This window comes from Pseudoalteromonas sp. J2K-J031 (genome assembly GCF_058197095.2).
In genome coordinates this window covers 1,131,736-1,154,828 of record NZ_CM200279.1, presented here as the reverse complement: position 1 = coordinate 1,154,828, position 23,093 = coordinate 1,131,736, and the positions used below count along the sequence as shown (strand labels likewise).

The 23,093-nt window shown below is 40.7% G+C and carries 13 protein-coding genes and 6 tRNA genes; 3 read left to right on the top strand and 16 right to left on the bottom strand.

The features are described 5' to 3' along the window. Positions 1 to 49: 49 nt before the first annotated feature. Positions 50 to 856 (top strand): cytochrome C assembly family protein, encoded by an 807-nt coding sequence (locus AC3KZC_RS05195; RefSeq protein ID WP_490579321.1) that lies wholly within the window; start codon positions 50 to 52, stop codon positions 854 to 856. 62 nt (positions 857 to 918) lie between these two features. Further along, positions 919 to 2,187 (top strand): HlyC/CorC family transporter, encoded by a 1,269-nt coding sequence (locus tag AC3KZC_RS05190; RefSeq protein WP_490579322.1) that lies wholly within the window; start codon positions 919 to 921, stop codon positions 2,185 to 2,187. A gap of 433 nt (positions 2,188 to 2,620) precedes the next feature. On the opposite strand, the gene AC3KZC_RS05185 is transcribed toward AC3KZC_RS05190, so the two are convergent. From AC3KZC_RS05185 to AC3KZC_RS05115, 15 genes are all read right to left on the bottom strand, one after another. Continuing rightward, entirely contained in the window at positions 2,621 to 5,242 is a 2,622-nt protein-coding gene (locus AC3KZC_RS05185; protein ID WP_490579323.1) for a glycosyl hydrolase family 18 protein, read from the bottom strand. A gap of 35 nt (positions 5,243 to 5,277) precedes the next feature. Next, positions 5,278 to 6,858: a lytic polysaccharide monooxygenase gene (locus AC3KZC_RS05180; RefSeq protein ID WP_490579324.1), complete on the bottom strand. Its 1,581-nt coding sequence runs from the start codon at positions 6,856 to 6,858 to the stop codon at positions 5,278 to 5,280. A gap of 51 nt (positions 6,859 to 6,909) precedes the next feature. Then, on the bottom strand, positions 6,910 to 10,047 hold the full coding sequence (locus tag AC3KZC_RS05175; RefSeq protein WP_490579333.1) for a glycosyl hydrolase family 18 protein: 3,138 nt from the start codon (positions 10,045 to 10,047) through the stop codon (positions 6,910 to 6,912). Between the two features lie 1,170 nt (positions 10,048 to 11,217). Continuing rightward, positions 11,218 to 13,119, bottom strand: coding sequence for a SurA N-terminal domain-containing protein (locus AC3KZC_RS05170; RefSeq protein ID WP_490579325.1), 1,902 nt, complete (start codon positions 13,117 to 13,119; stop codon positions 11,218 to 11,220). 163 nt (positions 13,120 to 13,282) lie between these two features. Beyond that, on the bottom strand, positions 13,283 to 13,555 hold the full coding sequence (locus tag AC3KZC_RS05165) for an HU family DNA-binding protein (protein ID WP_009838725.1): 273 nt from the start codon (positions 13,553 to 13,555) through the stop codon (positions 13,283 to 13,285). A gap of 217 nt (positions 13,556 to 13,772) precedes the next feature. Further along, on the bottom strand, positions 13,773 to 16,133 hold the full coding sequence (lon, locus tag AC3KZC_RS05160; protein WP_490579326.1) for an endopeptidase La: 2,361 nt from the start codon (positions 16,131 to 16,133) through the stop codon (positions 13,773 to 13,775). A 126-nt stretch (positions 16,134 to 16,259) separates the two neighbouring features. Then, complete coding sequence (gene clpX, locus AC3KZC_RS05155; protein ID WP_490579327.1) at positions 16,260 to 17,543, bottom strand: ATP-dependent protease ATP-binding subunit ClpX; 1,284 nt, start codon at positions 17,541 to 17,543, stop codon at positions 16,260 to 16,262. A 62-nt stretch (positions 17,544 to 17,605) separates the two neighbouring features. Continuing rightward, entirely contained in the window at positions 17,606 to 18,223 is a 618-nt protein-coding gene (gene clpP / locus AC3KZC_RS05150; RefSeq protein ID WP_490579328.1) for an ATP-dependent Clp endopeptidase proteolytic subunit ClpP, read from the bottom strand. A gap of 122 nt (positions 18,224 to 18,345) precedes the next feature. Further along, positions 18,346 to 19,650, bottom strand: a complete 1,305-nt coding sequence (gene tig, locus AC3KZC_RS05145) for a trigger factor (protein WP_490579329.1) — start codon at positions 19,648 to 19,650, stop codon at positions 18,346 to 18,348. Between the two features lie 233 nt (positions 19,651 to 19,883). After that, positions 19,884 to 19,960 (bottom strand) — tRNA-Pro (locus tag AC3KZC_RS05140). A 21-nt stretch (positions 19,961 to 19,981) separates the two neighbouring features. After that, positions 19,982 to 20,058: transfer RNA gene (locus tag AC3KZC_RS05135), tRNA-Pro, on the bottom strand. Positions 20,059 to 20,078: 20 nt separating this feature from the next. Further along, a tRNA-Pro gene (locus AC3KZC_RS05130) sits at positions 20,079 to 20,155 on the bottom strand. A 26-nt stretch (positions 20,156 to 20,181) separates the two neighbouring features. Beyond that, a tRNA-His gene (locus AC3KZC_RS05125) sits at positions 20,182 to 20,257 on the bottom strand. Between the two features lie 14 nt (positions 20,258 to 20,271). After that, positions 20,272 to 20,348: transfer RNA gene (locus tag AC3KZC_RS05120), tRNA-Arg, on the bottom strand. A gap of 22 nt (positions 20,349 to 20,370) precedes the next feature. After that, a tRNA-Pro gene (locus AC3KZC_RS05115) sits at positions 20,371 to 20,447 on the bottom strand. 257 nt (positions 20,448 to 20,704) lie between these two features. On the opposite strand from AC3KZC_RS05115, the gene folD reads away from it, so the two are divergent. After that, the gene (gene folD, locus AC3KZC_RS05110) at positions 20,705 to 21,559 is read left to right on the top strand and encodes a bifunctional methylenetetrahydrofolate dehydrogenase/methenyltetrahydrofolate cyclohydrolase FolD (protein ID WP_490580426.1); all 855 of its coding nucleotides are present in this window, start codon (positions 20,705 to 20,707) and stop codon (positions 21,557 to 21,559) included. Between the two features lie 71 nt (positions 21,560 to 21,630). On the opposite strand, the gene cysS is transcribed toward folD, so the two are convergent. Then, a complete protein-coding gene (cysS, locus tag AC3KZC_RS05105) occupies positions 21,631 to 23,010 on the bottom strand; it encodes a cysteine--tRNA ligase (protein ID WP_490580427.1) in 1,380 nt (459 codons plus the stop codon). Between the last annotated feature and the right edge of the window lie 83 nt (positions 23,011 to 23,093).

The window sequence follows — 23,093 nt, the reverse complement described above, 5'->3', positions numbered from 1 at the left end:
CTGCACAAAAAAACGAAGTGGCGCACTTAATGCCTCTAAACGATTTAACATGTTATTAGTCAGTTTAACTTTTATTGCTTTTATTTTTTATAGCCTTGCCAGTGTTCATGTCATGGGGCGTCTCTTCCATAAAGAAGGCCCTAGTCAGAAAAAAACGATTTTACTCAGTACAATCGCAATTTTGGCGCACATGACATTATTGGTGAATTCTGTATTCACTGAAGGTGGTCAAGATTTAAGCTTTACCAACGTCGCGCTTTTAATTTGTTGGATTATCGTTGTATCGGTTACAACGGTCTCTCTGCGTTTCCCAGCTACTTTACTCCTCCCTGTTGTTTATGGGTTTGCGGCAATATTACTAGTGGTCAGTTTATTTATTCCACATCATATTGTTTTGCAATCACTGAATATCAATATGGGATTAGTCACTCACGTTTCATTATCCTTTTTAGCTTATTGTGTTTTAATTATTGCAACCTTGTATGCGGTGCAATTTTATTTCATCAACAAACGCTTAAAAGAAAAAGATTTATCAATTGTCTACAGCCATTTACCTCCATTAATGTTGGTTGAAAAACAACTCTATCAATTGGTCACCGTGGGCACTTTATTACTCACTTTCGCTTTAGGATCAGGCCTCGCCTTTTCAGAAAATATGTTTGCGAAAGAATTTATCCATAAAACAACCCTTTCAATTCTAGCTTGGATCATTTTTGCTACAGTCGTATGGGGTCATCACATTCGCGGCTGGCGAGGTCAAAGTAATGTGATTGCAATCATTGCTGCAGCAACGGTTTTAACATTGGCTTATTTTGGCAGTCGCTTTGTCAAAGAAATATTACTGACTCAATTTTAGCTTGACTCATACTTAAAGCTAAGCGTTAATAAACATCCTTAATAACGGAAGGAAAATTTTAGTTGGACGACATATCTACCAGTACCTTATTTATTATCTTAACAATCTTAGTGCTTATTTCAGCGTATTTTTCTAGCTCTGAAACCGGCATGATGTCTTTAAACCGCTATCGTTTAAAGCATTTAGAGAAAGAAAATCATAAAGGTGCATTGCGGGTTAGCGCCTTACTCAAACGACCTGACAGACTCATTGGTTTGATCCTGATCGGTAATAATTTAGTTAATATTGCCGCCTCTGCTGTTGCGACCATTATCGGTATGCGTCTTTATGGCGATGTCGGGATTGCGATTGCCACATTTGTGTTAACGTTTGTGATTCTCATTTTTGCAGAAGTCACCCCTAAAACTCTGGCAGCTATTTATCCTGAAAAAGTTGCGTTTCCAAGCTCAATTTTGCTCAAGCTACTATTAAAGTTGCTGTTCCCATTAGTTGTTGCAATCAATTGGATCACCAATGGCTTACTAAAATTATTTGGTATCAGTCACAAAGATATTCAAGAGCACAGCTTAAGCACTGAAGAATTACGTACCGTAGTGTATGAGTCAGGCTCTTTAATTCCTGAACATCATCAAAACATGTTGATGTCGATTTTAGATTTAGAGCAAGTTACGGTTGAAGATGTCATGATCCCACGCAGTGAAATCATTGCGATTGACATTAATGATGAATGGAAGTCAATTATGAAACAATTGACTCATGCCCAGCATACGCGAGTTTTACTGTATCGCGACCAAATCGATGATGCGGTAGGTTTTATCCATTCACGTGATGCACTAAGGCTATTAACCAAAGAGCAATTTACCAAAGCAAATCTATTACGCGCTGTCCGCGAGATTTACTATATTCCTGAAGGTACATCGCTTAATACGCAATTACTTAAATTTCAACAAAGTAAGGAGCGCATCGGCCTAGTAGTTGATGAATATGGCGATATTCAAGGTTTAGTGACACTCGAAGATATTCTTGAAGAGGTTGTTGGTGACTTCACTACCACAATGGCTCGCTCGGCAAGCGAAGAAGTGATACTGCAAGCTGATGGCTCTTACTTAGTTGACGGTAGTGCAAATATTCGCGACATCAATAAAGAAATGAATTGGCAATTTCCAATCAACGGGCCAAAAACATTCAGTGGTCTAATTGTTGAGTTTTTAGAGGAAATCCCTGAAGCCAACGTTGGTTTACGAATTGCTGGCTATCCTATTGAGATTGTTGAAGTAAAAGAAAATATGATTAAAGTAGCGCGTGTTATTCCTGATTTTAAAAAGGAATAGACTTCAACTTTAATTAGCAAATAAGAAACTCCCTTCGGGGAGTTTTTTATTGCTCAAATTTAAATACCCTGAAAGTTGAATAAGCGATTTACCCACACATTGAGTTAAATATAAGTACATAGGCTTTAATTTATAGTTTGGGGTTTTCAACGGCTAGAAGCGCCATTGACGCGTAAACTCGCCTTGTTATCCCTGTAAATCTCTGACTGGAGAGTTCCTGAGTTTTTATATAAATTTAAATCAATACGTTATTAAATCTCTTAACCAGAGTTCAGGTAAGTTATTACAGCAATGTTAGCGTTAAAAGCAGCTGCCAGAGGTAAAGTGATTACTCAATTTTGAGCTTCAAAAATATTAAGTCCCTTTTTATTTTGACATAAAAAAACCGAGTGATGCGTCACTCGGTTTGATTGTCACTGACTAAAAGCAACTATTATTGCAGCTTCCACACACCGGCTTTACCAGGCTCTTCGCCTTTTGTCCACCAGCCTGCTTTATATGTTGCATTATTATGCACTACTGTATCACCACCGTTATAAACTAAATCTGCACGCCAAGCACGTACCTGACCGTCGGCAGGAATGACCTCTTCCCATGCACCACCTTGATCAGGTTGATTACCTTGCGTCCACCATTTAGCACGATATTCTTTACCATTAAACAATACAGTGTCACCCGCTAAGTAAATTTTACTTGATTGCCAAGTTGTATTACCGCCGCCAGCGGTATTCGTGACTGTGACTGTAAAGCTTGTGGATACAGAGGCTTTGCCATCAGACACTGATACAGACACTGTATAATTTGTATCGGCTGTCACTTGGCTAGCTGTAAGTGTGATATTGGCACCATTACCCGATTGAGTTAAACCTGAAGGCACTGTCCAAGCATAGGTTAACGTATCATTGTCAGCATCCGATGCAACCGCAGACACGTTCACAGTTTTGCCTTCTTCAACTGTTATATCTTTAATTACATCTACAACTGGAGCTTTATTGGCCACATCAGCAGCAAGTACGCGTAAGGTCGCTGACTTTGTAACACTTGATTTGCCATCAGAAACGGTGACTGACACAGTGTAATCAGTGTCAACACTAACATTCGGAGCAGTCACAACCAAGTCAGCGCTGTCATTACCTACTGAAGTTAATGCTGCTGGCACTGTCCAACTATAGCTCAACGGATCGTTATCACGATCGGTTGCTGTAGCCGATATCGAAACTTGCTGGCCAGTTTTAACCGTGAATAATGCAGGTAAAGTCACAACTGGTTTTGCATTAACAGGCGTGCCCGAACCACCTAAACCTTGATGCATCGCATTTAAAATATCACCATTATCGGCATCAATTTCCCAAGCAAATAAACCTGCTAAACCAAGCGTATTAGCATATTGGCCTTTTGCGATGGCTGAACGTGGACTATCGTAGGTCACTAACTTTCCTGTTGAACGGTTCCAGACATAAGCACCTTGGGCTTGTTCGTCATAACCGACTTCAAAACCATTGATCCCCGTGCCTGAATCGCCAATCATAGACGATTTAATGCCTTTATAATCAATGACTCCCGCTTCCCATATACCCTGTGCTTTGCTACCGGTTAACTTACCATTTCCAGGGGCTGTGAATGGATTATCTGGATTGGTTGCATTTGCAGAATATACTCCATCCCAACCACGTCCATACATCGCTGTTCCGAGTACAATTTTCTCTGGCGCAACACCTTGCTGTAACAATAATTGAATACCGTTATCAGTAGTGTAAGCAGGTCCTTTACGTGGTTCACCTTTATCATCTAAACCAGTGCCTGCACACTCTCCTGGTGTCATGTGTTCGCCACAATACAACGATGTTTGATGACCAGTTACATTATTCCAACCACCATAAAAGTCATACGTCATGGCAAAAATATAATCCATATACTGCGCGGCTTGTAAATAATTTACATCTTCAATTTTGTCATAACCCATGCCAATAGCTGAGGTAAGCTGATATTCTTTGCCCGTTTCAGCACCAAGATCCGTTAACATGGCACGCAACTCTTGCATTAATGCCACATAAGCTGGGCCATCTTTGACTGGATCCCCTAAATTAGCATTTGGGCCACCGCCGCCTGGGAATTCCCAGTCAATATCCACACCATCATAGAACTTCCACGTTTTTAGAAATTCACGAACAGACGCCACAAATACATCGCGATTTTTCTTTTCAGTAAAACCATGGAATGGATCTGATAATGTCCAACCACCCACTGATGGAAGGATTTTTAAGTCCGGATAACGTTGTTTTAACGCCATCATTTGTGAATAAGTACCTCTGATCGGATCTTTAGCGTCAACGCCCGGTAATGATTTTTGCACAGCAGCCCAAGGGTCGTGAATAACCACTTCGTAATCTTGAGAATCACCACAGGCTTTTTGTAAAGCACGCCAGCTGTTACCGTTTTCAATTTCTTTGAGTGATTCATTAGGTCCACAAATTGGCACAAAGCCATATAAAATGTGGGTTAAATTTTTACCCGGCACTTTAGTTACATCAAAATTACGACCGTAAATACCCCACTCAACAAAATACGCCCCAACCACTTTAGATGGATCGGTGTTGAAATCACCATTATTAGGGTCAACATTCATCGGTAATGGCGCCAAGTGACCGCCGTCAGTATCTGCAATCACAATCGGCTTGCCAGCACTGGTCGCACATTCAACACCTTGACATAGCTGCATTGTTAATTGATGACGACCTGATTTAGTGTACGGAAAAGTGACAGTGCCCGTTTTTGCTCCTGGTGCTAATTGACCTTCATTGACGACTACACCATCAAATAAAATTTTATAACTGTCACCGCCTTCACCACTCCATGCGCTCCACTTAATGGCTACTTCTACTTGGTCTTTACGGGTAACAATCGATTTATATGAACCTATTCCATCAATATTGACATCTACAAACGAATAAAGTTGGTCTTCCCAGCTTAAGCTTGGCGTTGATGGTGCTGCTGTTGCATGCATACTCGCGAGCGCGGCCGCTACGGCGAGTACTGAGGTTAGTTTTTTATACATAATGTTCTCTCAGTTGTTGGATTAAAATAAGTTAGTTACAGTGCTTGCCAAACAGCTGCTTTGCCTGGCTCTTCGCCTTGCGTCCACCATTTGGCTTTATATTGCTTACCTAAGTGACTGACATTGCTGCCACCTTGGTAAGATTTTGTAGCATTCCATTGATTTTTTGCATCATCTGAAATAAGCGCCCAAGCAGAGCTTACATCTGGTTTTTCACCTTTTACCCACCATTTAGCGCGATATTTCAAACCGTTATATATAACAACATCACCGGCTGAATAATTTTGGCCTGCTTGCCACTGGGGATAGATTGGATCAACACTGGAAGTATCATTAACGGTGACATTAAAACGCTTATTGGTACTTAATTTGCCATCACTCACGGTAACGCCCACACTCACATTTGTGTTGGTGGTAACCTCGCCAGCGATTAAAGTCAGATTCATGCCATTGGCAGTGAAAGTGAGAGGTGCAGGGACATCGAAATTGAAGGTAATTGGGTCATTTTCATCATCAAAAGCATGCACATGCACATTAATTGAACTTGACTCATCAAGCGTCAGATCGGCAATATCATTGACGATAGGCGCAGTGTTCACCGCTGGAGTTTGAATGGATAAGGCAAAGCTATCGTTTTTGTTCGCCCCAAACACTTGATTAGACGCTAAATTATTTGAGTCGAAACCAATGATACCATCAGCCCCTTTCACTCCTACTTGCAGGTATTGGCTGTAATCAAGATTAAGTAATTGAGCTAACTCTGTTTGCCACGAAGTCTGATTTTGAGCTGTAATTGGCAATTGCTGATTAACCAACTCTTGCCCTGTTGCATCAAACAAACGCAACCACACGGTATCGCCTAGATTTGCCTCTTGACCCTGTCTGACAAAATAGCCCAACGGGAACCAGCCAACAGGCGTCACATAATCTTGCTCAATAATGATATCGCTACAGTTATAAAAACCTTCACCAACAACATCATCACGCTGCCAACGTGTGTATAACAACGCTTCTCCTTGCCTATCAGCAGGAATAGCCACCATCATTTCATAGTAACGTTTGTCATCAGGATCTTTGACAAAATCTACATTGCCATAACTTTGAACTAACTCTAAGTCTTGCCATTTAAGGGGATCGGTGGCTGAATTAAAACTTGGTTTAGACAAATAAAATTGCCAAAAACTTGGATTATGGGGCGTTGTTGCACGAAAACGCACTTTTATTTGACCATTGGCATTGGGTGTGACCACGGTTTTTTGCCAATGCGGTGAAGGTAAATTCATACCACGTTTTTGACTGCTACCCGCACTACACAAAGTGCCATCTGGAACATTCGCTTCAACAGCCGCTTGATTGAAAAAATCAGCCGTATTAACAGAAAACTCATGCTCTTGAATAAACTGCACATGGCCCGATTCTAAAAAGGCTGCTCGACAGGCAAGGTTAGGAATATTTGAGCCATCTTGCGGCCACCAGTAACCGCCTTGTGCTTCACACAACGCTTGGCGCGCTTTAGGGCTGTCCATATAACCGTGCGCTGATACCGTTGTAGACAGCATTGCGCCAGCTAATCCTAGCGAACTTGTGATCAGAGAAACGGTAAATATATGTTTCATAATTAATTCCTCACATGCTGAGGGCAAGCCCTCAGCATTAATATTGATATGTTATAAGCTACAGGCTTTAGTCCAATCAGCAGTGCCAGGCTCTGTGGCAGTCCACCACTTGGCTTTAAAAACCGCATTCTTATGGAGCATTAAATCCCCAGCATTGGCATGAGACGGATTGCCTGCCCAATCTTTACGAGGAAATAGAGGATAAACAGGAATGTCAGCAACCTTCACCCCTTCACAAGTACCATCGGTGTTGCCACCACCGTTACCAGGCTCAGTCGCAATAGGAAGTTTTGCGTACTCAAAAGCTGCAGCGTACACTTTGCCACCTTTTTCAATCGTGAAATTCACTGGCCCAGTAATTGGCATGTAATACATGACTTGGGCATTGATGGTCTCACCAGGTAAGAACGACTTGACCACGCCACCAAATTCATTCTTCAAGGTGATTGAAAAGCGATGGAATTCATTTTCAAAACCACCAATGTTATTACCAGCTGCATTTGAGGCATTTTTTTCCACAACCATGCCGAGCTTTTCTTGCGCATTCCAATTCGAACGGAAAATAGCTGACGTAGACACTGGCACATCAAATGAGATTTTTGCCCCGCTTAAATCAAGTGCTGAGTTGTTTGTAAATGCAAACGTTGGTGCAATTGGGAAGTTCTTATCACCGGCAGGAAAATCTTTAGCAACATAAGTGACATCAACCGCTTCGGTTGGCAGTACAAAGTCTGCAGCACCTTTGCTGATATCGTATGAAGCTGCTTGGTTAAACTTGTTATAAGCAATCGACGTCATGGTTGAACCCATAAAGTACTCTTTTTTCACCGCGTCATAATCAAAGTCACCCGCAAGCTCCCAAAACATGATGCCGCCAAGCCCTTTGTTAATGATGTAATCGACTTTGGTCGCCATCGACTCTTCATCTTCAATTGATAAAAATACCTTTTTATCGGCATTCCATAACCAAGGCGCAACAGCAACACTGTCGTATTTACGTGCGTATGTACCTACAAGTTGATCATCAGCGACATTCGTTGGATCAAGTCCATAAACACTTAAATAAGAAGGCAAAATACCACTTTGTAGATTTTTAACATGCCAAAGCGGGTTACTTCCGGCTGGAATTTCTTCGTTATTTTTACCTAAGTCATGCCAAAGGTTATCGATACCGATAGCACCATTACCGCATTTGTTTTTCTCACCTTTGCCGGTGCCAACTGGGCAATCTGCTTGGTTAAGAAGTGGCGCTCTACCCCACAGGCCATCAGTACCACCGCTTACATTTCTAAATCCACGAGTGTAATAAGGAACACCAATATTGATTCGACCTGCACTGAGTGCACCGCGAAAGTAAGTTACAGCCCAATCGGTATTAAGGTAGCCAATGCCTTCAAACTCTTTCGTGCTATAAACATCCCACGCTGCAAGTTCTGAATCTTTACCTGTATCGTATAAAGCTGCGTTATGGCCAACATGATCGTTCCACGCACCGTGTAAGTCATAAGACATGATGTTGACATAATCGAGATATTGCGTTGCTTGGAATGTTTCCATACCACGTAATAAATAGCCCGAAGATGGCGAAGCAATGGTTAGCATATAATGCTTACCTACTTTTTCACCTGCAATATCAAGCTCTTCACGTAAGCGTTTCATTAATACTTGGTATGAAGCATTCAAACCTGCACGACGAGCATTTGAAATTGGGAAATCATCAGGATGGCCTGCATCATTCATTGATGATGGATATTCATAATCAATATCGACACCATCGAAGCCATACTTTTGGATAAACTCAACGGAGCTTTTGGCAAATGCATCAATACCTGCGTGATTGACGGAACCATCGGCATTGGTTGTCATGGTATAAAATCCACCACTCGCAACACGATTGCCATCAGCCCCGAAGTAACCTCCGGTTTCAGCCCATCCACCGACAGAAATCAGTGTTTTAACATCAGGATAAAGTTTTTTGAATTTATTAAGTAAATTGAAGTGACCTTTGTAGCTGAAGCTTGGGTCCATTTCAGCGCCAGCTACGCCTGGCCATTCCATATTTGTTGCGGCATTATTAACCGCATTCGGATCGCCAATTGAAACTTGGTTATTGCCATCAACATGTGCAAACGCATAATTGATGTGAGTGATTTTATCCCAAGGAATATCTTTCGCTAAATAACTAGGCTGACCATTTTTACCCGTACGCCAACTGGTGAAATAACCAATGACTCGACGTGGGTGATCAGCGCCCATGTCTTCACGACCCTCAGCATCATACACAGTACAATACGGCGAATTTACACCTGGTGTTTGATACAGCCCTTCAGGTCTACAGTTATCTCTATCGCCAATGGGTGGTGTAGTAGTCGCTTCTTTTACTGTTACCACTACCGCACTACTTGTTGTGGTTGCACCTAAATTGTCTGTAACAACCAAAGTAAATGTAAAACGCCCCGCTGTTGCAGAAGAAAAAGCATATTCTGCAATTGCACCGTTTATTTGACTGACCGATTGGCCATTTTCAAACAACTCTAATGAGACAACTTGACCATCGGAGTCTTGCCCCGACAAGCCAAAGACAACGCTGTCATTTAGATTTATTGTATTTGAGCCTGTTTTTAGTGTCAGTGATGCATCTGGAGCGATATTACCAGGCGTCCCAGCATCAACCTTGATTGCAACAGCATCAGAGGTGACTCGTGCACCTTTGTCATCTTCAGCGATTGCAGTAATTAAAAAACTGCCAACACTTGCAAGCCATTGAGCTGAATAAGGGGCGCTGCTATCGATAGCAACCACTTTGCCATCAACTAAAAATTCAACCTGCTTCACTGTACCATCAGCATCAAAAGCATCAGCAGCAATGACAACGCTATCTTTATCATTAAAAACAGTGCTTGGTCCTGGCTGAGTCAAAGCGATCGTTGGGTTTTTATTTGGTTCAGTGACACCACTGCACTCTCCTAGCTTTTTCCATTCTTGCCAAGGTCCCGAGTGCGTAAGCGGATCCGCTTGCGTCCACCATTTAGCACTGAATGCTAACTCTGATTTTTTAACTGTTTGACCTGCGGTATAAGCCGCCCCACTTTGCCACAAATCAATGTTGGTACAATCAACGACTTCTGCTTGCGCATTCAGTGCACCAAACAACATAGAAAAAGTACTGAGCTTAAATGCTCGGTGCATCATTTTAGGTTTATCCACAACGCCTCCAATTAACTATAAATTAACAACTTTACCCATTTAGATTACAAGCTAGCATATTAATTTATAAATAAACAAGGCTTAATTTACATTCGGTTTACGTTAAGGTTAAAACCTCAACGCAATTAAAACCAAATAAAAACAACAACCTAAAATAAAAAATAGCAATCAATGCCAATTATCAGCAAATTACCAACCCAACGTTATTTCGTAAAAATAAAAACAACACACTTTATTAACCTCAATGATTTAGCTGCATAGAAAAGCGAATCTCTTTAATTTGAGACATTAGAAAATAAAATTTAAAGTTATTACTTATTTCAAAAAAATATATTGTAAGTGACTTAAAAGCGGGTGAATGTTTTAATTTCTAGAAGAAAAAATGTTTTTTAGGGCCGATTAACATAAAAAATACGACAGATTAATTATATCTATGGGGTATAAAACATAAAATTGAGAGTGAGTGTGAGGTGGAATTAATTTAAAAATGAACGTCCTCAAAACGGAAGGATAGTTTTTTAAGGCCGCTGCTTTCACATTAACAGCGCTGCATTTTTTAACCTGTGTAATCAGCTAGCTATTAACCCGCCATCAGACAAGGTACCCTTAAAGTTTTGTCTAAAAAATACAGTTCGAGCAAAGCGAACGCAATACACGACTAAATTCCTTAGCTAGCACAGAGATTACATAACCCAAATATTAGAAATATAAATTTATCTCAGGCTGCTATTTTAAACACACACTGTGCTAGATAAACATATTAGAAACCGGCTATTGACGTGAAAATCCGCTTTATTCGCCTTTAAAATCTCTGATTAAATGTAAATAACGTCGAGGTTTGCGTTTAATTCAACCCGTTGATAAATCTCTTATCCATAATTGACTATTAAACAACCTGAACTCTGGATAATAAATCTATCTCCAGTGGCTATTTTCAACAATAACTACGTTGAGTTTACTTGCAATAGACCAGCTATTGACGCATAAACTCGCCTTGTTATCCCTGTAAATCTCCGACTGGAGAGTTTCTTGATTTTTATATAAATTAAATCAATAAGTTACTAAATCTCTTAACCAGAGTTCAGGTTAAATAGAAAAAGGCCCAATAATTTATTGGGCCTTTTGTCTTTGATCTAATAACGCTTTAGTCAATTACTCAGTAACAGCCTCTACAGCAGCTGCTTTAATCTCTGCTTGTTGTTTTAACGCATCAATAAAAACAAGATAGTTACGGTTGATTTGCTCAGCGTTAATACCTTCTTTTGTACGAGCATCAAGCTCTGTTACTGGCGCATTTTTAACGGCTAATAACGAAACAAGCGCAACATCACCATTTGCAAGTGTAATGCGGTTTGTAACTGGTTTATCAACGGGGTGAGCCATTTGAAACACATCTTTAGCCAAGCCTGGAACTAAATTATAGGCATTACGTTTAATATCACGTGCCTGCTCAACCTGTAACGATTGCTCTGCAGCTAAATCAGCAAGGCTTGTGCCTGAACTTAATTTTGCATACAGCTCATCACCACGAGTCGCATTCACTTCATTGGCTTTTTGCTTAACCAATACGGCTTTGATTTGATCTGATACTTCTGCTAATGCTTTAGTAGCTGCTGGTTTGTGATCTTTCACGCGTAAAACAACAACATGCTCATTTCCCAGTTCAATTAATTCAGAATTTACTTTATCTTCTAACAACTCAACCGAAAATGCAGCATCAATTACTTTTGCATCATTTAAAGGCGCTGGAGCATCAAAACGACTAAATAAAGTGGTTGATTTAACATCTTGCTCAACAGCAGTGGCAGCTTCAGAAAGTGAATCGGCTACTTCAAAAGCAAGTTCAGCTAAACGTGTTTGTAACTCGTAAAAATGTTCTGTTTTATGATCTTGCTCTAAGCGAGCAGTTAACTCATCTCTCACCATCTCAAGCGTTTTGACTTGTTCAACTTGAAGGTCTGTCAACTTGATAATATGAAAACCAAATTCTGATTGCACAACATCTGAGATATCACCCTTAGCAGTTAACGCAAACGCAGCATCCTCAAATGCGGGATCCATCATATCTCGGTCTATCCACTCTAAATCACCACCATTTTCAGCGCTCACAATATCACTTGAATCTGATTGTGCTAATTGAGCAAAATCAGCTCCGGCTTGTAATTTAGCTAGTAACGCCTTGGCTTTGGCTTCAGAAGCCGCTTCATCATCACCAAGTTCTACAAGAATATGGGCAACTCGACGACGCTCAGGCTCAACATATTGAGCTTTATTTTCGTTATAAAGTGCTAAAATCTCATCTTCAGTAACTTGCTTTACAACTGGTAACGTTTCAGCATTAAGTTCAACATATTCAACAGAAACTTGTTCTTGTGATAAAAATTGACTTTGATTAAGTGCATAGTAATCAGCAACCTCTTGCTCGCTGACCGCAATATCTTTGCTAACTTGATCAGCCGTTAGCAATACATAATCTAAATCACGAACTTGAGTTTGGAGTTGCGAAATGGTGTTCATCTCATTTGGTAATGCAAAATCACTTGCAGCAACCGATGTAACTAACTGACTACGTGTCATTTCAGCACGTAAATAGTTACGAAATGTATCTGGCTGGAAATTCATTTGGCGAATGACTTGTAAATAACGGTCATTACTAAATTGTCCACCAATATTGAAGTAAGGCAATGTACGAATTTCTTCTTTAATTGCTTCATCGCTGACGCGAAGACCCAACTCTTGGGCTAACTGTGATTGTAATTCTTGTTGCACTAAACGGTCGATAACCCCTTCGCGCACACGTGACATGTAGTTTGCATCGCCCGCGATTTGGTTAAAATATTCACCAAATTGCTGCTCTAAACGGCTTCGCTCATTCTCATAAGCTCGGGCAAATGTTGTTTGACTAATTTTTTGTCCATTCACTACAGCTACAGGTTTTTCAGTGGTTTGCCCTAAGTAGCTGCCTATACCGGCTAAGGCAAATGACAAAATGACTAAACCAAGAATAATCTTGGCTGTAAGTCCCTGTGAGCCTTCTCTAATTTTCTCTAGCATTATTAATTCTCTTTAGTCTGTGCTGTACTGCAATGTAAAAAAAGCGCATCTTAGCAGATGCGCCTTTTTACTTAAAGTTTTAGGTAAAATTACTTGGTAAACCCTGCCAAAACAGGTGTTTTCACACTAAGTATACACCGCCAACTTACGCATAAAACCTTGATTAGTTTACTGCGTCTTTAAGTGCTTTACCTGCTTTAAAAGAAGGAATGTTAGCAGCTGCAATCTCAATTGTGGCACCAGTTTGTGGGTTACGACCTGAACGAGCAGCACGCTCACGAACAGAGAAAGAACCAAAACCAACTAGTGCAACAGAGTCACCGTCTTTTAATGCAGTTGTTACTGCATCAATGAATGAATCAAGTGCGCGCCCAGCGGCTGCTTTAGAAATATCAGCGCCTGCAGCGATTTCATCAATTAGTTGAGACTTGTTCACAATATCATCCCCTTACATTGTTATTGTAGCGAGCGTTTGATTTATTATTTTTAACAAACGCCGTTTATAGTTTTAATAGACATTATGAGAGCACAACTGTCTAATCAGTAATTCGTCGTAAGCCTAGGCGCCATAAGGGCTAGGCTTAAAAACCAGTGCCTAACTTAGCACACATCATCGATTTGAAAAGCCCTTTACAGTACTTTTTTAACGATTTTTATGCTTTTTTTTCAGTTTCGATTGAAAAAGTATCAACTGGGTGTACCAATGCCAACTCAAGTACCTCATCTATCCACTTAACAGGATGAATAGACAGGCCTTCAATAACATTTTGTGGGATTTCTTTTAAATCTCTTTCATTATCTTTTGGAATAATGACAGTTCTAATACCACCACGGTGTGCTGCAAGTAATTTCTCTTTTAAGCCACCAATTGGTAATACTTCACCACGTAATGTAATTTCACCAGTCATCGCAACTTCAGAGCGCACAGGATTACCCGTTAAACTCGACACTAAACACGTTACCATTGCAATGCCCGCACTAGGGCCATCTTTTGGTGTAGCGCCCTCAGGAACGTGAACATGGATATCGCGTTTTTCATGAAAATCGCTGTTAATGCGCAATTTATCAGCACGACTTCTAACCACGGTCATGGCGGCCTGAATAGACTCCTGCATCACATCACCCAAAGAACCGGTATAAGTTAGTTTACCTTTACCAACAACGGCAGCGCTCTCTATTGTAAGCAGATCTCCACCCACTTCAGTCCAAGCAAGCCCTGTGACTTGACCAATGCGATCATCACCTTCAGCTTTACCATAGTCAAAACGGTGAACACCCAAGTAGGTTTCTAAGTTCTCTTGATTAATTGAGACTTTTTTCAAGTCTTTTGTCAGTAAAATTTCTTTGACCGCTTTACGACATAACTTTGAAATCTCTCGCTCAAGACTCCGTACACCCGCTTCTCGCGTGTAGTAACGAATAATACCGATAATCGCACTTTCATGAATATCGATTTCTTTGGCTTTTAAACCATTACGCGATATTTGCTTTGGCACTAAATGTTGCATTGCAATATTGAGCTTTTCATCTTCGGTATAACCAGCAAGACGAATAACCTCCATACGGTCTAATAACGGACCTGGAATGTTAAAGCTGTTAGACGTCGCAACAAACATTACATCCGAAAGATCATAATCAACTTCAAGATAATGATCGTTAAAGGCGGTATTTTGTTCAGGATCAAGTACTTCTAGTAACGCTGAAGCTGGATCTCCACGCATATCTGATGACATTTTATCGATTTCATCCAGTAAAAAGAGTGGATTTTTCACCCCAACTTTTGACATGTTTTGAACGATTTTTCCTGGCATCGCACCGATATAAGTACGACGGTGACCACGAATTTCAGCCTCATCACGCACACCACCAAGCGCCATACGAATGTATTTACGACCTGTAGATTTAGCGATGGATTGCCCTAAAGAGGTTTTACCAACACCAGGAGGACCCACTAAACATAAAATGGGGCCTTTAAGTTTATTAGTGCGTTGCTGAACGGCTAAATACTCAATAATGCGCTCTTTAACTTTTTCAAGCCCGTAATGATCAGCGTCAAGCACTTCTTGCGCTGCTGCTAAATCTTTTTTGACCTTAGAGCGTTTTTTCCATGGTGCACCTATCATCCAGTCGATATACGAGCGAACAACGGTCGCCTCAGCTGACATTGGTGACATCATTTTTAACTTATTGAGTTCAGCACGAGTTTTAGTTGCCGCTTCGACTGGCATACCAGCTTCTTCAATTTTTTTATTCAGTGTTTCAAACTCATCAGGTGCCTCATCAAGCTCACCCAATTCTTTTTGAATGGCCTTCATTTGCTCATTCAAATAGTATTCACGCTGGCTTTTTTCCATTTGTTTTTTAACACGTGAACGAATTTTCTTTTCAACTTGTAACAAGTCGATTTCGCCTTCCATTACCGCCATTAAATATTCGAGACGGTCGGTCACATTGGCAATTTCAAGTACTTTTTGTTTTTCAGGTACTTTCAATGGCATATGAGCTGCCATGGTATCGGCTAAACGTGCAGGCTCGTCGATAGCAGCCACAGACGTTAAAACCTCTGGTGGAATTTTTTTATTGAGTTTGACATACCCTTCAAATTGACTAATCGCGCTGCGAACAAAAATATCTTGTTCTTGCTCGGGAATATCACTCGATACTAAAAATTGCACATCCGCCATAAAAAAAGCGTCTGTTTGGGTAAACTTATTAATTTTTGCGCGTTGAGTACCTTCAACTAACACCTTTACAGTGCCATCAGGTAGTTTAAGTAACTGTAAAATCGTCGCTATAGTGCCAACATTAAATACGTCCTGACTTTCAGGTTCATCAACTGCGGCATCTTTCTGTGCAACTAAAAAAATCTGTTTGTCATTCTCCATTGCAGCTTCAAGGCATTTGATGGATTTTTCGCGGCCAACAAATAACGGAATAACCATATGTGGGTATACCACGACATCCCGCAATGCTAACACTGGAATTTCGACACAATCCGTACGTTCAAGCGTCATTATTATTCTCTAGTACTTTGATTTAAATTAAGACTACTGGACTATATGGGGATATTTCCAGTAAAGATCAACGATTTTATTAAAAAAGGAGCCTTGGGGCTCCTTTTTGATTAATAATAAAACAATTTATTCAGAAACCGCTTTATCTTGATGGCTGTTTTCATAAATGAGGATTGGAGCAGACTCACCTTTAATCACAGTTTCATCAATGACGACTTTAGAAACATCTTCCATTGATGGTAACTCATACATTGTATCGAGTAATACACCTTCAACAATTGAACGCAGTCCACGTGCGCCAGTCTTACGATCCATAGCCTTTTTAGCTATAGCAAGCAGTGCATCATCTCTAAACTCAAGCTCTACATCTTCCATTTTGAAAAGTGCGCCATATTGTTTAGTCAAAGCGTTTTTAGGTTCACTCAAAATTTGTACCAGTGCCGCTTCATCAAGCTCAGTGAGCGTGGCAACAACAGGTAATCGACCGATAAATTCTGGTATTAAACCATATTTAACTAAATCTTCTGGTTCAACATTTTTAAATGATTCACTAATGCTTCGGCCAGCGGCTGATGATTTAACATCAACACCAAATCCAATGCCCGTATTTTTAGTACTGCGTTGTTCAATGACTTTATCAAGCCCTGAAAATGCGCCACCACAAATAAAGAGGATTTTTGAAGTATCAACTTGCAAAAACTCTTGTTGTGGGTGCTTACGCCCACCTTGAGGAGGAACTGAAGCAACAGTACCTTCAATTAACTTCAATAATGCTTGTTGCACACCTTCACCTGAAACATCTCTGGTGATGGATGGGTTATCAGATTTACGAGAAATTTTATCAATCTCATCGATATAAACGATCCCACGTTGCGCTTTTTCAACATCGTAGTCGCATTTTTGGAGCAATTTTTGAATAATGTTTTCAACATCTTCACCCACATAACCGGCTTCAGTTAATGTGGTTGCATCAGCCATTGTAAATGGAACATCAAGTAACTTTGCCATAGTTTCTGCAAGCAATGTTTTACCACTACCTGTTGGACCAATAAGTAATATGTTACTTTTTCCAAGTTCAATGTTTGAAGATTTATCTTGATTTTTTAAACGCTTATAGTGGTTATAAACTGCAACCGAGAGCACTTTTTTAGCATGTTCTTGACCGATTACATAATCATCTAAATGAGCGCGGATCTCTTTTGGTACAGGCAATTTTTCAGCAGCACCAGCTTTAGGTGCGATGTCTTTGATCTCTTCCCTGATGATATCATTGCATAATTCAACACATTCATCACAAATATAGACCGAAGGGCCAGCGATTAATTTGCGTACCTCATGTTGGCTTTTACCACAGAAGGAGCAATATAACAGCTTGCTGCTTTTGTCGCCGTCAGTACGATTATCGGACATTAAGCTACCTCTTTCGTTACTATTTACTACTGCTATAGCAGTAAATAGTCATGTTAACAAACTTACTTTAAATCACGTTGCGTTAATACAGCATCAACTATGCCATATTCAACCGCTTGTGCACCACTCATGAAGTTATCACGGTCAGTATCGCGAGAAATAACGTCAATTGGTTGGCCTGTGTGCTCTGCAAGTAAACGGTTTAATTTATCTTTGATTGATAAAATTTCACGGGCATGAATTTCAAAATCAGATGCCTGACCTTGGAAACCACCTAATGGTTGGTGGATCATCACTCGTGAATTAGGTAAACAGAAACGTTTGCCTTTTGTACCACCTGACAACAAAAATGCGCCCATACTAGCAGCTTGACCCATACACACTGTACTTACATTTGGTTTAATGAAGTTCATCGTATCATAAATGGCCATACCAGCAGTGACCGAGCCACCAGGTGAATTAATATAGATAAAAATATCTTTTTCAGGGTTTTCTGATTCTAAAAACAATAATTGCGCCACAATTAGATTCGCCATGTGGTCTTCAACTTGCCCAGTCAAAAAGATGACACGCTCTTTGAGTAGTCGCGAATAAATATCATATGAGCGCTCACCTTTAGCAGTTTGTTCAACGACCATAGGGACTAATGCGTTTAAGGGATCTGTCACACTATTAAACATTATTATAGATTTCCGTATTCGCTTAAAGGGTAATACCATTGATAGTAAAATGGCCCGGGTAACACTAACAATTTAGTGATACACGAGCCATTTAAACTTTTGCAGAGTTTTAAGTCAATGACTTATTGTGCTGCTTGCGGATTCATTATGTCATCAAATGCCGCTGCAACTTCTGTAACTGTTGCGTTTGCTAGGATAGCTTCGATTGCTTGCTCTTCCATAGCTACATTTTGCATTTGTTGCATTAATTGAGCATTTGACTTGTAGTACTCAACCACTTCTGTTGGGTCTTCATAAGCAGAAGCCACAGTTGCAATTAACGCTTCAACTTTCGCATCATCAACTTTAATGTCATTCGCTTTGATAACTTGACCTAGTAATAAGCCAGTTTTAACACGCTTAGCAGCTTGCTCATGGAATAATTCAGCTGGTAGCTCAGGCATGTTTTGTGCGTTGCCGCCAAAACGTTGTACCGCTTGTTGACGAAGAGCATCAACTTCTTGTGCAACTAGCGCTGATGGAGCATCAACTTGGTTAGTTTCTAGTAAACCAGCAATAACTTGCTCTTTCACTTTACCTTTGATTGCTTGCTCAAGTTCACGTGTCATATTACGTTTAACTTCAGCTTTAAGCGCATCAACACCGCCTTCTGCAACACCAAATAGAGTCGCGAATTCATCATTAAGCTCTGGTAATTGTTGAACTTCAACTTTTTGAACTGTAATTGTGAATTGTGCCGCTTTACCTTTTAGGTTTTCAGCATGGTATTCTTCAGGGAAAGTTACGTCTGCAACTACAACTTCGCCCGCTTTTTTACCAACGATGTTATCTTCAAAACCTGGGATCATACGACCTTGACCAAGTTCTAATGGGAAAGCTTCAGCTTTGCCACCTTCGAAGGCTTCGCCATCGATAGTGCCAACAAAATCGATAGTTACACGGTTGCCTTCAGCTGCAACAGCATCTGAATCAGCCCATGTAGCGTGTTGCTTGCGTAATGTTTCTAACATTTTAACAAGATCAGCTTCAGTTACTTCAACAGCTGGCTTTTCAACGTTGATTTTCTCTAAATCTTTTAATTCAACTTCTGGGAAAACTTCAAAAGTTGCAATGAATTCTAAATCTTTACCCGCATCTAATGCACCTGGTGCGAAAGTTGGAGCACCTGCTGGGTTTAATTTTTCAGCGATTACTGCTTCGTAATATTTACGTTGCATTAATTCACCAGCAACTTCTTGACGAACTGCTGTGCCGTAACGCTTGTTAATGATTGACACTGGCACTTTACCAGGACGGAAACCATCAATGCGTTGAGTTCTTGATAGTTGTTGTAAGCGTTTTTTTACTTCAGAGTCAATGTTCGCAGCTGGAACAGTGATAGTCAGGCGGCGCTCAAGGCCCTGAGTCGTCTCAACAGAAACTTGCATGATTTACCTCAATCTTTGTATTTTTGGCGTTGTAACGCCTTCCTTAAGACACAATGACAAGCATTGTGCTTACGTCCTATGGACGCATTCTTATTAAACCTATAGACGCGGCATTATAACGCAATATTTTGTTTAGTCGAGTATAGGAATTAAATATTTACAGTGCTGAGGTATAGATATGAAAAATAAGAGTTTTATATGAGGTTAAATATGTGTTTTAACTTTTAAAATGATGGTCGGCGATGCAGGATTCGAACCTGCGACCCCTTGGTCCCAAACCAAGTGCGCTACCAAACTGCGCTAATCGCCGATAAGTGTGTATTTTTTAAGATGGTCGGCGATGCAGGATTCGAACCTGCGACCCCTTGGTCCCAAACCAAGTGCGCTACCAAACTGCGCTAATCGCCGACTTAAAGGTGTATAAAGAGTGGTCGGCGATGCAGGATTCGAACCTGCGACCCCTTGGTCCCAAACCAAGTGCGCTACCAAACTGCGCTAATCGCCGAAATCTTTATTTTGAAGCTGTGTGAATGGGGTGGCTGATGGGGATCGAACCCACGACAACCGGAATCACAATCCGGGGCTCTACCAACTGAGCTACAGTCACCGCTACACAAAAAATGGCGCACCCGGAAGGATTCGAACCTTCGACCCACGCCTTAGAAGGGCGTTGCTCTATCCAGCTGAGCTACGGGCGCATCTTACTTCGCAAGTGCTAAGTGGTCGGCGATGCAGGATTCGAACCTGCGACCCCTTGGTCCCAAACCAAGTGCGCTACCAAACTGCGCTAATCGCCGATACTTCTATTGTTATCTGGAGGATAACCTCGTTGACAACGGGGTGCATAATAGTGATTTGACCGATTGGCGTCAAACACTTTTTCAATAAAAAAGTTTAAGTGCTTATTTTTACAGCGGCTTGTCGGTTTTTTATTGATTTTGTTGATTTTAACAACAAAACCTTTGATAACCCATAATGCTAACTTGGCGCATGACTGGATTCATGAGAAAATATAGCTCGCTCTAGTATTAACCCCAATTCTAAAAGGTCAACCATGACGGCAAATATCATTGATGGTAAGGCGATAGCTAAACAGGTTCGTTCATCTGTTGCGCAACGAGTCGAACAACGCATCGCACAGGGCCTTCGCGCTCCTGGTTTAGCGGTTGTATTAGTCGGTGCGGATCCCGCGTCACAAGTTTATGTAGGTTCAAAACGCAAAGCCTGTGAAGAAGTCGGTTTTGTTTCAAAATCTTACGATTTACCTGGCGACACATCTGAAACTGACTTACTTGAGTTAATTGATACTTTAAATAATGATCCTCAAGTCGATGGGATCTTAGTGCAACTACCCCTCCCTGCTGGTTTAAACGCTGAAAAAATCTTAGAACGTATTACCCCTTTAAAAGACGTTGATGGTTTTCACCCTTATAACATCGGCCGTTTAGCGCAACGTATGCCTGCACTTCGTCCTTGTACGCCTAAAGGGATCATCACTTTACTTGACTCTACAGGTGTACGTTATAAAGGTATGGATGCCGTTGTTGTTGGCGCATCAAATATTGTTGGTCGCCCGATGGCACTTGAATTACTTTTAGCAGGGTGTACGACTACGGTATGTCATAAATTCACTCAAAATCTTGAACAGCATGTCCGTCGTGCCGACTTGGTTGTGGTTGCAGTAGGAAAGCCCGCTTTTATTCCAGGAGAATGGATTAAAGAAGGCGCGATTGTAATTGACGTAGGGATTAATCGTCTTGAAGACGGGAAATTAGTCGGCGATGTAGCTTATGATGTTGCCGAACAACGTGCGAGCTTTATCACGCCAGTTCCAGGTGGTGTAGGCCCTATGACAGTTGCTAGCCTAATTGAAAATACCCTGGAAGCTTGCGAAAAATATCATAGCTAATGCAATTTTAACTGAGCTCTTTTAACAATAAAAAACCGCTTAAAAGCGGTTTTTTATTTTTTGGCACTAGCTTACGCTTTGCGCCACGTTGTTTTACCAGCACTGTCTTCGAGTATGATCTTCATGGCATTTAATTTGTCACGCGCATCATCTGCAAGCGCCCAATTTTTATCAGCTCGCGCTTGGTTTCGCTGTGCAATTAAGGCTTCGATTTGCGCCACTTCATCTTCGTCTTGATTTCCTTGTAAAAAACTCTCAGGCTCTTGCTGAGCAATTCCAAGTACTTCTGTAATCGTTTTTAGAACAAAGACAAGTTCAGCAGCTTTTTTAACGTCAGACTCTTTAACTCGATTAATTTCTTTCGCTAATTCAAATACTACAGGTAACGCTTCTGGGGTATTAAAATCATCATTCATTGCTTGGCGAAATTTTGCCACGTATTCGTTAGCAGCCAAATCGATAGGTGCAGGTGTCACACCACGTAAAGCCGTATAAATACGCTCTAATGACGAACGTGCTTGATCTAAATTTTCTTGTGAATAATTAAGCTGACTGCGGTAATGGCCATTAATTAAGAAAAAACGCACCGTCTCACGGTCGTATTGTTTTAATACTTCACGCACAGTAAAAAAGTTATTAAGCGACTTTGACATTTTTTCTTTGTTAACTTGCACCATACCGGTGTGGATCCAAGTATTTACATACTTTTGACCTGATGCACAGCATGATTGTGCAATCTCATTTTCATGATGCGGAAATTGTAAATCCGAGCCACCGCCATGAATATCAAAATGATCGCCCAAATGTTTTGAACTCATAGCTGAGCATTCAATGTGCCAACCCGGACGACCTGCACCCCATGGCGACTCCCAACTAGGCTCTTGTGGTTTTGCCTTTTTCCAAAGTACAAAATCAAGCGGATCATCTTTACCCATGTCGACTTCGACTCGAGCGCCAGCTTGGAGCATCGATAAATCTTGTTGTGATAATGCACCATACGCAGCAAAAGTTGATACATCAAACAAAACGTCACCATTGCCAGCAATGTAAGCATGCCCTTTTTCAATAAGGCGCTCAACCATCGCGATAATTTCTGGCATATGACCGGTTACCGTTGGCTCAATATCGGCAGGTAACATATTGAGTGCTGTAAAATCTTCATGCATGGCTTTCGTCATGCGAACGGTTAAATCATTAATTTCTTCGTTATTTTCTTGAGCACGCTTAATAATTTTATCATCAACGTCAGTGATATTACGTACATAAGTCACGTCATACCCTAAATGGCGAAAATAGCGATTCATCACATCAAACGATACATAAGTGCGCGCATGACCCACATGGCAATAATCATAAATGGTAATACCGCACACATACATGCTGATTTTACCAGCAACCATTGGTTTAAATTGTTCTTTTTGACGGGTAAGTGTGTTGTATATTTGTACCATTGATTAACTATCCTTTTTTTAGGCTAAGTAGTTATATTATCACCTCAATCGCCTACGCTCTATACCTTTGTGAATTACTCTTA